We start from the raw sequence: 13,148 nt of genomic DNA, 5'->3' as shown, positions 1-13,148 counted from the left end.
CGATCTGGCGACAATGCCTTATTTGGAAGATTTTTGCCGCGCGGTCGCTCGTGAAAAGAAAATCGTGAATCTTCACAACGCAGGAATTACAAACATGGCAACTTCTACGCAAATCAATGCGATTACAGCCCTTTATGTAGGGTACTTTGACCGCGCTCCTGATCCAGCAGGTCTTCAGTTCTGGATTGACCAAATCGACAACGGTCGTGAGTTCAACACAATCGCAGCTGACTTCGCAGCTTCCGCTGAAGCCGTGGCGCTGTACCCTTACTTGACCACGCCAGACGTCTCTTCGCCTGCCGCGTTCATTACAAACATCTACGCAAACCTGTTCGGCCGCGCACCTGACGATGAAGGTCTAGAATTCTGGACTGGCGTTCTCGAAGACGGTAGCGTTTCCGTGGCCGACATGATCGAAGCGATCATCATGGGCGCACGTGACGATGCAGCCGCCGGTACATTCGACAAATCCGTTCTGGACAACAAAGTCGAAGTTGGTTTGGATTTTGCTCTGGAAACAGGCAACGTTGCTGGCTTTAAATTTGACGCCGCAGCCAAAGCCGCAGCTGTTGCTGCCGTCAACGGCGTGACAGAAGACCAAGCAACTGTAGACGCCGCAAAAGCTGCAACAGATGCATTCGTAGCCGATGGCACCGTGCCAGGCACTGTGGGCCAAACCCTCACGCTCACTGCAGCTGCAGATAACCTTGTCGGTACAGCCGATGCGGATACATTCCAAGCTGTAGACGATGGTGCTATTGACGCTACACTGACCGTTTTTGATAAGCTCGACGGTGGTGCAGGCAAAGACACGCTGGACATGGTCGTTCAAGGCGACCTCGACGTTCCAGGCGGCGTGTCAATCAAAAACATCGAAACCATCAATCTTTTCCGTGACAATACCCTCACTTCGGCTACAGCTGTTGATGCATCCGTATTTGCTGGCGCTAAGCAAATTTGGCAGATCGACGACGCCGGTGCGATCGAGAACCTTGAAGAAGGTCAGGCTGCTGGCTTCCGCGATACAGCCGTTCAGTTTGCTGACACCATCACCTACGAAGATGGCGCAACAACTGCCACAGTTGCTCTCGACAACGTTGTCACTAATAGCTTTTTGGACATTGCGGGTGACGACATCGAGACTGTGAACGTTGCGGGCTCGATCGACGCTGCTGCTGCCATTCTCAATGTGGGTCTAAATAACGACGGCTTTGGCGCTGATTCCGTAACGGCTCTGAACCTTTCGCTGGAAGGCAACGCAACTCTTAATGTGTTTGGCTCCAATGGTCTGGAACTGGAAACAGTTGACGCGTCCGGTTCAACCGGTGGCATCACGTATTCCCTTCCTAATCCGGCGGGTGATAACAATTTTGCTCTCGAAACCATCACTGGTGGTTCAGGCCAAGATGTGCTGACGATTGCTGACCTTGAGGATCTTAGTGCTGATACCTTTGCAGTATCTGGCGGCGCCGGTAATGACGTACTAACACTCTCTGACACCAGCGCGGGCTCGACTGCCGTTGCAGTGACTGTCAACGGTGGCGCCGGCAACGACACGCTGAAAATTGGCAATCTGCAGAACATTGTTGATGGTGCGGAAGGTGACTTCATGGACAGCCTGATCACCTTCGCCGACTTTAATGGCGATGAGGATGTTCTTGACCTCAGTGGTACTACCCTGGACGTGCTCTCGAACACTCAGCGGGCCAATATTGCAGCCGAAGATAACCTGTTTGATGCACTTGAGAATATCGCAGGTCTGAACTTGGGCGGCGGCACATATGGGTTCGACTTCGGAGGCGATGCCTATATCTATCAAGATAACGCTGCCGGCACTTCTGCTGTCGATACTTTCGATGCTCTTGACGGCCTTGTCAAACTGGCTGGCTTCTCTGTCGAGAACTTCGACTCCAGCAACTTGATCTAATCAGCTCTTAGGAGACTGATTAAACAATTAGGGTCCCGCTATCTTATGATGGCGGGGCCTTTTCCCTATGTAAGGAGTGCAAAATGGCAAACGGCCAAACAATCGACATCGACGGTAAATCTTATTTAATCGACAGCCTGTCGGATGAAGCCAAGAGCCAACTTGGTAACATTCGTGCTGTAGATGTTGAACTGAAGCGACTTGAACAACAAAAAGCTATCGCTCAAACAGCCCGGAATGCTTATGCGCGGGCTTTGCAAGAAGAGCTGGCTAAAGTTGAGCCACAACAGTAAATCACAACTGTAGACCTAGTTGCCTGGTTTACCTGCTAGAAGGCCTCTGCTGGAAACGGTGGAGGTCTTTTTGCTTTGGAGCAGCTATGGTTTGGCCTAACTTCGTAAGGGGCGATTCCAAGATGTTCTGGAATTATACAGAGCGCTGGTCGCGCTCAGGTAGCCCCCCCAAAAAAACACTGGAAGATGCGCTGTATGGTTTGACGCCTACACGGAATGGGTCATTCTGTGGACGACAGCGAGAGCAAGTGCCGCCAGGGGCATGAATACCGTATATGGGTTTGCCCCGAGATCGCAATTAGAGGATCGCAAACCTAGCCCGCCCCGCGCCCTGCTTTGCGAAAGTATCTCAAAGCACGATTTACGGCTGGCAGATCGAACTCTTAGGCTTTTTGCGCGTCGCCAAAAAGCATCTCATAGGCTTCCGGCTCATAATAGCGCAACAGAATGGTCATGAAAGCTTTGGGTTCTTGCTCAAGGGCTTTTGCCCAATCGCGGTACCGCGCACTTGGGATTTTGCCGCGGCCGGTCTCGAGTTGCGAGATAAAGGTGTAGTAATCTAGGTCAAGCATGTCCGCGAGCTGGCGTTGCGACAGGCCCTGCGCTTCGCGCAGTGATCTCAGCCAGCTTCCCAACTCAACACGTGCATCTTTGTCGTGCGAGACAGCAGGGGTGATCTTGTCATGTGTCATACTACGGAGCTTTCTGTTCGCGGCAAAGCCCCGCCTATATAGGGGCTAAACCAAGTTTGCTGCAGTTAAGATAGAAACTGTCAAAGTGATATTTGGTTGGATCTGTACCTGGCCACATCCATAACATCATATGCAAGAAGTTGGTATAGTTTTTACTGGACATAAAGCTTGCTCGGCAACGGCGAATCTGGCATTATGTTAAATGCGATCATTCCGCGATCTGGCCACAACGCCTTATTTGGAAGATTTTTGCCTCGCGGTTACTCGTGAAAATACATGAACCCTCACAACGCAGGAATTAAAGTCATGGCAACTTCTACCCAAATCAATGCAATTACGGCCCTCTATGTAGGGTACTTTGATCGCGCTCCCGATCCAGCAGGTCTTCAGTTCTGGATTGAGCAAATCGACAATGGTCGTGAATTCAACACCATTGCAGCTGACTTCGCCGCGTCCCCCGAAGCCGTGGCACTCTACCCCTACCTGAGCACGCCGGGCGTTTCTTCACCTGCTGCGTTCATTACAAACATTTACGCAAACCTGTTCGGCCGCACACCTGACGATGAAGGTCTGGAATTCTGGACTGGCGTTCTGGAAAACGGTAGCGTTTCCGTGGCCGATATGATCGAAGCGATCATCATGGGCGCACGTGATGATGCAACCGCAGGTACATTCGACAAATCCGTTCTCGACAACAAAGTCGAAGTCGGTTTGGATTTTGCTCTGAAAACGGGGAACGTCGCCGGCTTTGAATTTGATGCCGACGCGAGGGCTGCTGCTGTTGCTGTCGTCAACGGCGTCACAGAAGACCAAGCAACTGTAGACGCCGCAAAAGCCGCCACCGACGCATATATTGCTACCGGCACATTGCCAGGGGGTGCTGTAGGCGAAACCTTCACGCTTACTGCAGGCACTGACAATTTCGTTGGTACAGCCAACGCGGATACATTCCAGGCTGTAGAAAACGACGGTACGGCGGCCACCACATTGACAGCTTTCGACAAACTCGACGGGGGCGCTGGCAATGATACGCTGGAAATGATCGTTGACGGGACCCTTACCGTTCCTGGTGGCGTGTCGATCAAGAACATCGAAACCATCAATCTTGCACGCGATAGTGGTAGCGGCACTATTAATGCTGCCGTTTTTGTTGGCGCTTCGCAGATTTGGCAGATCGACAATGCTGGTGATATCAGCGGCCTCATAGACGGTCAGGCTGCTGGCTTTCGCGATACTGCGGTAAACGATACCATTACCTACGATGATGACGTGACAACTGCCACAGTTGCTCTCGACAACGTTGTCAGCGGTGGCACATTGGATATTGACGGTGACGACATCGAGACTGTGAATGTTGCGGGTTCGATCGACGCTGCTGCTGCCACCCTCACTGTAGATCTGGGGGCTGATGGCGCCGGCGCAGATGCTGTAACTGCTCTGAACCTTTCGCTGGAAAGCAACACCACCCTAACCGTCACTGGTTCCAACGGGCTGGAACTGGAAACTGTCAATGGTTCCGGCTCCACTGGCGACTTGTCTATGAACTTCGCTGTCCCTTCAAACGTCGTATCGAGTATCTCCACTGGGTCTGGTGATGACAGTGTGCTTAATGTCGGCCGCTTTTATAGTGACGCCGATGTCGTAACTATCGATTTGGGTGCTGGTAACGACACAGTAACTATTGATGACGATAACGGCGGTGCGTCGATCAATACGCGCCTGGAGATTACCCTTGGTGCTGGCTCTGATATGATTGAAAGCGAGTACGGAAACAACATCGGCGATGCCAGTGAGGCTGAGTTCCTAAACGGTCTCACGACTGTCTCAGACTTCAACGCTGACGACGACGTCCTTGATATAACGGCCTTCTCTTCGGGTCGCGAGACGTTGAGTAATGTGGAAATTGCAGCCATCGCCAGTGAGGCCAGCCTGTTCGATGCAGTTGTACTCGCGGCAAGCTACATGGACGGTGTTAACACTTTTACAACGTTCAACTACGGTGGGAATGCTTACGTCCTCCACGATTTTGATACCGACAGCACCTTTAGCGACGACGACGGCCTGATCGAACTGGTCGGCTTCTCCGTGAACGACTTCGACGCGAGCAACTTGATCACCTAATCACCTCGCAAGAGACTGATCAAAAATTAGGGTCCCGCTATCTTATGATTGCGGGGCCTTTACCTATGTAAGAAAAGCAGAGGTGGATGCCGGCCAAGAGATTGATATTGATGGTCAATCCTAAGACAGGACAGCTTAACGGATAAAGCCAAGAGAGCCAACTGGGCGACATTCGAGCTGTGGATGTGGGGCTTCAGCGCCTTGTTCAAAAAGCCACCGCTCAAACAACAAGCAATGCCTATGCACGGGCTGTGCAAGAAAAGCTGGCCAAGATCGAACCACGGCAGTAAGCTGGTGGCGTAAATCTCATTAGTGCCTCAACTGATGATGGGCCTCTGCTGGAAACGGTGGAGGCCTTTTGCGTTGGAGGGGTATATGCATGGCCTGGGAACCGCCACAGCATTGAGAGCTCTTTGTGTAAGTCAAATCTCGCTGACGAATAACGGGCTGATAGGCGTGTCGCCGGACCAAGGTTATAATCAAAATAGCACTCTGAATTATGCATAGGATCCCCCCATGAGACACATCTTGCTCGCTACTTTCATGGCTGTTGGATGGGCCGGCACAGCCTCTGCCGCCTGCACCTATGAACAGGTCGAACCAGTTGCGAAGCAGGGCCAAATGCAACACCGCTTCTTCAGTCAATGTGGGTTCTATGAAGTCGGTTATATGCTGGAAGGGAACACCCTGCACTTCCCGCGGGGAGGCACTCATACGGTCAGCGATGTTTCTGTAGCTGAAGCTCAATCTCTTCTGACGGAGGCGTACGGTCTTGTCGATGTAGGAGACGATACATTTATCCGTACCAAGGGGTTATTCGGCGCGTCTCGTTGAAGGCGGCCGGCATGGCCCATGCGGTGTTCGGTTAATGCTGGATAACATCTGTCCACGACGCGGCCTGAACCGCGTATCGCGGAGCCCCAAAGCCCGGAGCCGACTTCCAACGCGGAATTGGACTAAGGCGCAAAACAGGAGACCTGTCATGACCTACGTAGCTGGCTTCCTCACCCCCGTTCCCGATGGAAATCGTGAGGCCTATATCGAAAGCGCCCGCAAAGCCTGGCCGCTTTTCCGCGACTACGGCGCGCTGTCGACCATCGAATGCTGGGGCGACCAAATCCCCGACGGCACGCGAACAGATTTCAAGCGCGCTGTGGCCTTGGAAGAGGGCGAGAGCGTTTGCTTTTCGTGGATCGTCTGGCCAGACCAGGAGAGCCATGACCGCTGTGGGGCCTCTATGGAAGCGGACCCCCGCTGGCAGGAGCTTTCCATGCCTTTCGATGGCAAGCGGATGGTTTGGGGCGGCTTCAACCCCGTCTTCGAAGCCAGCACAAACTCCGCCAAATGATCCGCCACCCGCCGCAAGGAGAATGCCGATGGCCAAACGCAGGGCCGCTATTTTCCTCTGGTTCGATACCGAGGCCGAACAGGCTGCGGAGTTCTATGCCGCTACCTTTCCCGACACTGAAATAGAAAATATCACCCGTGTGCCCGAGGGCGTTCCTGGCATCCCCGCGGGCACGGTTCAAGTGGTTGAGATGACCCTCCTTGGCCTGCCCTATGCGCTTCTCAACGCGGGGCCGCAGGTGCAGCCGAATGACGCCTACTCGTTGCAGGTCTACACTGAGGACCAAGCGGAGACAGACCGGCTTTGGGCCGCAATCGTCGGCAATGGGGGCGCGGAAATCATGTGCGGCTGGTGCAAGGACCGTTGGGGTTATCGGTGGCAGATTACGCCACGCGTGCTTATGGAAGCGCTTTCGGACCCAGACTGCGCGGCCTCGGCACGTGCCCAAGCGGCCATGATGAAGATGAAAAAGATCGACATCGCTGCGATTGAAGCCGCCCTTCGCGCTGCGCCCTGAGTTCGACCAAGCTGCCCGGCCAAAGGGGGTATCGTGCACAAAACCTTACTGAGAATGCCGACTTCGCTGAGCTGAGTGGACACAGGCATCAACGCACTCGCAACACTCTGCGCGGGCGTTCTTGTCTCCAAGCGGGACGCACCGCGTCGTTAGCTCGCCTATGCAACACATCTGGTTGGGCATAGTTTTTTCTAGCACCGCGGGACTGTCCCTTGGCCCAAGACGTGTGGGTCTTCTGCAAACACTGTGACGCTTTAAGAAAAGCTGAGTACGGTAAAGGCGCCTGCCGCAAAGATAGCAAAGACCAATGCAATCGAAACGAACCCGATGAGCCCGCCGCCGAGAAGCCAAAGGCCATCGCGTTCGCCCAGGCTAAAAGCCAGCATAATGACCGAGAGAGCCGGCAAGGCATTGGCGAATGGAATGGGCAGTAATACGAAAACCGACATGATAAGGCAGCCGACCCCGACCGTTCGCTCGGCCGCTTTCTGAGACAAGACCCAATAGCGCGGGCGGGCCAATCGCTCCACCCATTCGACCCAAGGCAAAACACGGGCCATAAGCCGCTCAAACACCTGAGGGTCGATGGACCGTTTGCCCAAGGTCATCGGCAGCCAAACCGAGGGGCGTCCGAGCACAAGTTGGGCGGCAACAAACATGAGCGGCGGGCCGATGATCACGGAAGCCCCAGGCACAAAGAAAAACAGGTTCGGCAGCGCAAAGACGATAAGCAAAGGCGCAAAGCTTCGAACACCTAAAGAGGCGATCAGCTCATTCAGCGATATGGGCCCGCGCCAGCCCTTCCTGAGGTCTTGGAGAACAGATGAAAGCCTGTCCTGAGGGTCGGCATGTGACAGGGTCATTTGAGAGGGTGAGCCCTTCTTTTGCAAGCGGCGCTGTCTGACGTGTGCTCGGGAGAGCTGGATTTGGCGCTAAGGTGAAGGCCGGCCCTGCCGAGAGGTCTCCTTTAAAAACTTAGGCTTCCAGCGCGCAGCCGTCACGGATGCCGCCGAAGGCGTCCCTGAGATTAAGATGGATCAAGGAGAAAAGCAGTAACCGATACCATAGATCGCAGTGAGCACTGCAAGCATCACCGCCCAGCTGTATAAAACGGCTCTGAATTCGGCGGGGTTCTTCCCAGCCAAGCTTTTTGAACCAACATCATTCGGGCCAGGGTCCAGATCAGGTAAATGCTCGGTTTGCATTTAGAGGTGTTCCTGCTCGGAGGTCGCCGAGCGCGAGGGGCCACGTAATGCCATCCGTCTTCTGAGAGCATGCGGCAAAGGTTGATATCGATACGGGCCCGCTCACGCGCAAGAGGGTACACGCAGCTCATATGAAATATAATTGCGGATCCCGCGCGAGGTCTGACAACAGCTGTCACTGGCAGGCATCTGCGAGATGCCGAAAGCATGGCCCCTACCCGCTTATGCCTTCAAAGAAAGCTGCAACATCACGACCTGACGCCTTCGCCGCCTTGCGGAGCCCAACCCGCGACAGGGCTTGCACATTGAAACCGCCGCACATGAGCCGTGGCTGAGCCTCTTGCTTGCTGTAATTGCCGCACTCGATATTGATTTTAGACTTTTTCCCGCGCCGAGACGCATTGTCCCAAGTCTCTCGAGCCAATCAAGCGGATATTATTTATTATTTTTAAGTATTTATCACTGATACTTAATGTTTATACGGAGGGAGGCCGGTGACTATTGTGATGCCCCAATCGCTGCCAGTAATTTTTTTGATCCGCTAAGCGCACAATAGGAGACCGCCCACTTCGAAAAGGATAGCGCCTGGTTGCGCCCCATTGGGTCGACCCTCTCCCTCATTCTGAGGAACCTGATCTCTTCTTTGGCGTTGTGTCAGATAAGCCCTGTTTGATGAGGATCGAAATCAGAGCACCCGGGAGGAGCCAGAATGGCCGGAGGAACTAGAATGGATTGTGCTGCCGTCAGGACCATTGCCAAGTTTGAGAGTGAGAAACTGAGGCAGCGCGCTGCACGTTATCTCAGAAAACACCCTCACAGCCTTAAGCATCTAACGTTTAACGAGCTGCAAGATCAGATTATAATGCATCCAGATGCCGGGCCCTGTGACTTAAGGCTGATGTAGAACATTCAGACACTTCCTCTTCGGAACTGCAGCAACCTACACGATGAGGTCAAGCATTCGTCGGCAGCGACCTGGGCGGTATTCACTGCGCGGCTTCACACGAGTGGTCCAGGACCACACCCAATCAGTGGCAGTTAAATCTAGTTCAAGCCGATTGATGGATTGCAGCCAATTACAAGAATGCCGCTGCCCGAAGAACGGCCGCGCTCTTCTGTGACGCAACCATGCCCATCGTTGCGACCTGATGTTATAAATGCATTTGCTATGACGCGTTATCCAGCGCGCGAAACGGGAATGGCCCCTTTTTCCCGGCGCAACGGGTCTTTTGCTATATACTATGGGGGAAACCATTGGCGCAGGCGCGCCACTGAAGGGGGGCAGAGATGAAGAACCGTACGGTTTTGTTGATCATGAACTCGAGCACTTCGATGGCGTGGCTGACCCAATTCGCGGAAAATTCTCTCCGCGACAACATCCATCTGCTGTGCCTTGTGATAGACCCCGCCCCTAGCCTTCCCATGCAAATATATGGGCTTACTGCATACGGTGCCATGACGGTTCCAACCGACTGGCCCGAAACAGTCAGCAGAGCGCGGGCGACCCTTAAGGCATCTGTCCAAGAGCGCGAGCAAATCCTAGCGAACGCCAAAGCTTCTGGTGAGGTGCTTGGGGCTCTGGTCTCTTCCGCGGAGGTAAAAGGGCACGTTGCACGCTGTGCCAAGGTTTCTGATGAGGCATTCTTGGCTGACAACATGCGACACCATGAGAGCCATCTCTATGAGGCGGCCTCGGCGATCCTTTACGACTCCCCCATCGGTTTCCACATAAATACCAAAGGGAAATGCATATACTCCCGCATATTTGTGGCTTGGGATAGCAGCAAAGCAGCCGCCTCTGCCGTGCACAGCGCGCTTTGCTATCTCCAAGAGGCTGAAGAGGTCGTGATCGGCTGCATCGACCCCTGTGTCGCTGACACACGTGACGGACAAGAACCAGGTGCAGATATTGCCAAGTGGCTAAGCCATCACGGCTGTACGGTTACCCTATCGCAAACCCCGAGCGGGGGGCGCCCGATCCCTCAGTGCATCGAAGACCGCGCCAGGGAGGTGGGAGCCGACCTGATCGTCATGGGGGCATATGGTCATGCACGGATCGTCCAGACCGTCTTGGGGGGCACAACGCGGCATATGATTGAGCAAAGGGACCTGCCGGTGTTTTTCGCGCACTAGCGGCCTGAATTATGCGAGCTGCGCAGTTGGCCAGGAACCCGGTTATCTCAAGATACTCGGCGCCAGAGGCCCATGGCGGTGGGGCTGCGCCACCTAAGGAGTGGGCGGGGGATGGGCGCCAACATCCGCGTTTTCGTCAGCTCTCAACCGACTTGGCCACTGCCGCTTCAATTCTCTGTGCCAGGGTCAGCGGGTCGAAGGGTTTCTTGATAACATCCAAAGCCCCAAGGCTCCAAAGTTCTTTATGCTCTTCGGCATGTGCCCGTGCCGTCATAAAGGCCACAGGCACTTCCGCTATGGCCGGCACCTTGCGAAGCGCTTGCAAGGTTTCTGGCCCCGTCAGATAGGGCATCATATAGTCCAAAAGGATAATATCAGGGGTAAAGTGCTCCACAATACGCAAGGCCTCTTCACCGGAAATGCAAGGTGTCACTTCAATACTGCCGTGCATTTCGAGAGATATTTTCGCAATCTCAAGTATGTCACTTTCATCATCGACATGCAGCAATTTGATCATGAAGCATTCCAGTGTTGAGATTTTACTTACCAGATGTACCAAGCGCGTTAAAAAACCACCACCAGATATAAAGGCGCCCGCGGCGTCAGATCGCAGGAGCCCAATTGCTCGGGGCAGCTCAGAATGACATCCCGCTTGATAAAGACCCATGATACCGCCCCGCCTTCCGACGCTTCATCAGAGGGTACGTAGATGGGAAAATCGGTCCTTAAAAATGTATTGATGAGGGCATCAGAGGAGGCTGACGATGGGTATGACCCGCGACACAATGACTGACGGCCGTTCCATTGCAGACGCAGACGTGGATCTTGAGCGAGATGTCTTTCTACGCTCTTTGCTACGAGAACTCTCTGGAACCCTCGAAAATGTGGTCGGGCTTTCAGAAGCCTCTGGCTACATCAGCGTGGTCGGCGGAGCGATCGGTGAACAGATCGATAGCTCCTACCGCAAGGCTCTTGCCGTCGATCGGCTGTCGAAAGATCAAGTTCGAGACGTGCTGGTGGACCTCAAGCGCAGAATAAACGGGGACTTCTATGTCATTGAGGAGCGCGAGGATCGGATTGTCCTTGGCAACCGCGCCTGCCCCTTTGGTAAGTTTGTGGAAGGACGCCCTTCTTTGTGCATGATGACGTCCAATGTGTTTGGGTCGATTGCCGCCCAGAACCTGGGCTATGCCCGCGTGGAGATTGAAGAAGCGATCGCTCAAGGTCACCCTGGCTGTCGGGTGGTCGTCTATCTGCGGCCAAGCGACCATGTCGAAGCAAACGCACGCGAATATTTCCGGATCGAGCAATGATCTCCAAAAACGGCTCGAAACTCGGCTGCTTCCCTCTGGAGTTTCTGCCGGAGCCTGCCATACTGGCGGGCCTCGACGGTCATGTGCATGAGGCAAACGCGGCGGCCCACAGGCTTTTCTCGGCACTGGGCAACGCGCCAAACCTGTTTGACATATGTCATGATCCCAAGCCTGACGTGGCGGCTTTCTTGCGACATGCAAGCAGGAGCACATCTTCTTATATTGGCGCTTTGGAGCTCCAGCAGGGGGACGAGGTCGAACGGTTTCGCGCCTTGGCAGCACGAGTCCCACGCCCAGAGCAGGAAGGCACGCTTTTGATCGTCCGGTTGATGCCTGCCGAGCTGGATCGTTTCAGCATTCTCAACCGCAGAATTCAAGAAATCGACCGCCAGTTGCACAATCGGCTTAAAGAGAATGCATTATTGGCAGAGACGTTGGAAGACAAACGCGTGCTGGTGCAAGAGCTGCAGCATCGCGTGAAAAACAATATTCAGCAGATGCTCTCTTTGATGAACTTTGCCGCTGCGGGCCGCAACACGCCCGAGGTTGCTGAGTTCATGTCAGTGGCCGCAAACCGGCTGCGTGCGATGGGCGCAAGCCAAGAAGCAATCTATCAAAGCAGCAGCGCGCGTGCGATCTCATCGCGCAGTTTCCTCGACGAGGTGGCGCGCGGGGCCGCTGAAAGCTTTGGGGCGTCAGAGCGGTTAAGTCTGTCCATTGAGGAGGTGCAGCTCCCGACAGACGCGGCCCATAATCTTGCACTGATCGCCAATGAGCTTATTACAAACGCGTTCAAATATGGCAGTGGACAAGTGAGTGTGCGCTTCCACGGCTCCGGGGAAGACCTGGTCTTGGACGTGCTTGATGAAGGCATGGGGTTCGATGAAACCGCCCTTACACGCACCTCTGGGCTCAAACTGGTACGCAGTTTGTGTCGACAAATTGGTGGGATGCTCCAGATTGCAAAAGTAGGGACAGGCAAGTGCTCGGTGCAATTCGAGATAAACCCAGAGTGAAGAAAGCATAAGAGCATGAGAGCACAGGAACATGAGCGCGAAAGCCGGGGGGTAACAAGTGAATGGCACAGTGTGGCCACCTCCCCCGAAAATGGGGCGGCGCACCCTGCGCTTGCGGGAGGGCCCGAGACCGCGGCAGCGGGAGAAACCCAGAATGCTCTGCAGAACGACGTCATTGCACTGCCTCAGCCGCTGCGTGTGCTTATCGTCGAGGACGAGGCAATCATTGCGATGGAAATCGAGATGATACTCGAAGACTTCGGCGCGGAGGTGGTGGGGACTGTCATGTCGGCTCAGGAGGCCGTCGACTATGCTAAATTACACCGGCCAGATTGTATCACCATGGACATCAACCTGAAAGGGGATCGGGATGGGGTCAGTGCGGCATTGGAAATCCATGAGGCGATCGGCATCCGCGCGATCTTCATATCAGCCTATGGCAGCGACGATCTGAAGCTGCGCGCTCAATCCGCACAGCCCTTCGGATGGATCCAAAAACCGATCCGAACAGGTGAGCTTAAAGAGGCGCTCGTCCGGGTGCGTGAAACCTTGTGAAGAAAAGCGACGTCAACCATTCCCTAGA

The 13,148-nt window shown here is 54.3% G+C and carries 14 protein-coding genes; 10 read left to right on the top strand and 4 right to left on the bottom strand.

Annotation, left to right across the window (positions count from 1 at the left end; all coding sequences use genetic code 11):
• Nucleotides 1-13: 13 nt before the first annotated feature.
• Nucleotides 14-1,927: a DUF4214 domain-containing protein gene (locus tag DSM14862_RS16865; RefSeq protein ID WP_243254408.1), complete on the top strand. Its 1,914-nt coding sequence runs from the start codon at nt 14-16 to the stop codon at nt 1,925-1,927.
• Nucleotides 1,928-2,010: 83 nt separating this feature from the next.
• Complete coding sequence (locus DSM14862_RS16860) at nt 2,011-2,220, top strand: DUF6447 family protein (protein WP_243254406.1); 210 nt, start codon at nt 2,011-2,013, stop codon at nt 2,218-2,220.
• A gap of 383 nt (nt 2,221-2,603) precedes the next feature.
• On the opposite strand, the gene DSM14862_RS16855 is transcribed toward DSM14862_RS16860, so the two are convergent.
• Nucleotides 2,604-2,912 (bottom strand): helix-turn-helix domain-containing protein, encoded by a 309-nt coding sequence (locus DSM14862_RS16855; RefSeq protein WP_007121247.1) that lies wholly within the window; start codon nt 2,910-2,912, stop codon nt 2,604-2,606.
• Between the two features lie 306 nt (nt 2,913-3,218).
• On the opposite strand from DSM14862_RS16855, the gene DSM14862_RS16850 reads away from it, so the two are divergent.
• From DSM14862_RS16850 to DSM14862_RS16835, 4 genes are all read left to right on the top strand, one after another.
• Nucleotides 3,219-5,033, top strand: coding sequence for a DUF4214 domain-containing protein (locus DSM14862_RS16850; RefSeq protein WP_007121246.1), 1,815 nt, complete (start codon nt 3,219-3,221; stop codon nt 5,031-5,033).
• A 516-nt stretch (nt 5,034-5,549) separates the two neighbouring features.
• Nucleotides 5,550-5,867 (top strand): hypothetical protein, encoded by a 318-nt coding sequence (locus DSM14862_RS16845; protein WP_007121244.1) that lies wholly within the window; start codon nt 5,550-5,552, stop codon nt 5,865-5,867.
• A 148-nt stretch (nt 5,868-6,015) separates the two neighbouring features.
• The gene (locus DSM14862_RS16840) at nt 6,016-6,381 is read left to right on the top strand and encodes a DUF1428 domain-containing protein (protein WP_243254405.1); all 366 of its coding nucleotides are present in this window, start codon (nt 6,016-6,018) and stop codon (nt 6,379-6,381) included.
• Between the two features lie 28 nt (nt 6,382-6,409).
• On the top strand, nt 6,410-6,898 hold the full coding sequence (locus DSM14862_RS16835) for a VOC family protein (RefSeq protein ID WP_007121242.1): 489 nt from the start codon (nt 6,410-6,412) through the stop codon (nt 6,896-6,898).
• A gap of 254 nt (nt 6,899-7,152) precedes the next feature.
• Here DSM14862_RS16835 and DSM14862_RS16830 read toward each other — a convergent pair whose 3' ends face one another.
• Nucleotides 7,153-7,761, bottom strand: a complete 609-nt coding sequence (locus tag DSM14862_RS16830; RefSeq protein ID WP_007121241.1) for an exopolysaccharide biosynthesis protein — start codon at nt 7,759-7,761, stop codon at nt 7,153-7,155.
• 174 nt (nt 7,762-7,935) lie between these two features.
• On the bottom strand, nt 7,936-8,103 hold the full coding sequence (locus tag DSM14862_RS16825; protein WP_165481300.1) for a hypothetical protein: 168 nt from the start codon (nt 8,101-8,103) through the stop codon (nt 7,936-7,938).
• A 1,287-nt stretch (nt 8,104-9,390) separates the two neighbouring features.
• Here DSM14862_RS16825 and DSM14862_RS16820 point away from each other — a divergent pair.
• The gene (locus DSM14862_RS16820) at nt 9,391-10,236 is read left to right on the top strand and encodes a universal stress protein (RefSeq protein ID WP_243254404.1); all 846 of its coding nucleotides are present in this window, start codon (nt 9,391-9,393) and stop codon (nt 10,234-10,236) included.
• Between the two features lie 136 nt (nt 10,237-10,372).
• On the opposite strand, the gene DSM14862_RS16815 is transcribed toward DSM14862_RS16820, so the two are convergent.
• The gene (locus tag DSM14862_RS16815) at nt 10,373-10,753 is read right to left on the bottom strand and encodes a response regulator (protein ID WP_243254403.1); all 381 of its coding nucleotides are present in this window, start codon (nt 10,751-10,753) and stop codon (nt 10,373-10,375) included.
• A gap of 253 nt (nt 10,754-11,006) precedes the next feature.
• Here DSM14862_RS16815 and DSM14862_RS16810 point away from each other — a divergent pair, with 253 nt between their 5' ends.
• The 3 genes from DSM14862_RS16810 to DSM14862_RS16800 are packed head-to-tail and all read left to right on the top strand — an operon-like array spanning nt 11,007 to nt 13,120.
• Nucleotides 11,007-11,549 carry a methanogen output domain 1-containing protein gene (locus tag DSM14862_RS16810; RefSeq protein WP_407705384.1) on the top strand — a complete coding sequence of 181 codons (543 nt, stop codon included), beginning with the start codon at nt 11,007-11,009 and terminating at the stop codon, nt 11,547-11,549.
• A complete protein-coding gene (locus DSM14862_RS16805; protein WP_007121509.1) occupies nt 11,546-12,565 on the top strand; it encodes a sensor histidine kinase in 1,020 nt (339 codons plus the stop codon). The genes DSM14862_RS16810 and DSM14862_RS16805 overlap by 4 nt, the downstream gene beginning before the upstream one ends.
• Nucleotides 12,566-12,580: 15 nt before the next feature.
• On the top strand, nt 12,581-13,120 hold the full coding sequence (locus DSM14862_RS16800; protein WP_007121508.1) for a response regulator: 540 nt from the start codon (nt 12,581-12,583) through the stop codon (nt 13,118-13,120).
• The last annotated feature ends 28 nt before the right edge of the window (nt 13,121-13,148 follow it).

It is taken from the genome of Sulfitobacter indolifex, assembly GCF_022788655.1.
GTDB classification, from domain to species: domain Bacteria; phylum Pseudomonadota; class Alphaproteobacteria; order Rhodobacterales; family Rhodobacteraceae; genus Sulfitobacter; species Sulfitobacter indolifex.
This window is presented reverse-complemented; position numbering and strand designations above follow the sequence as displayed.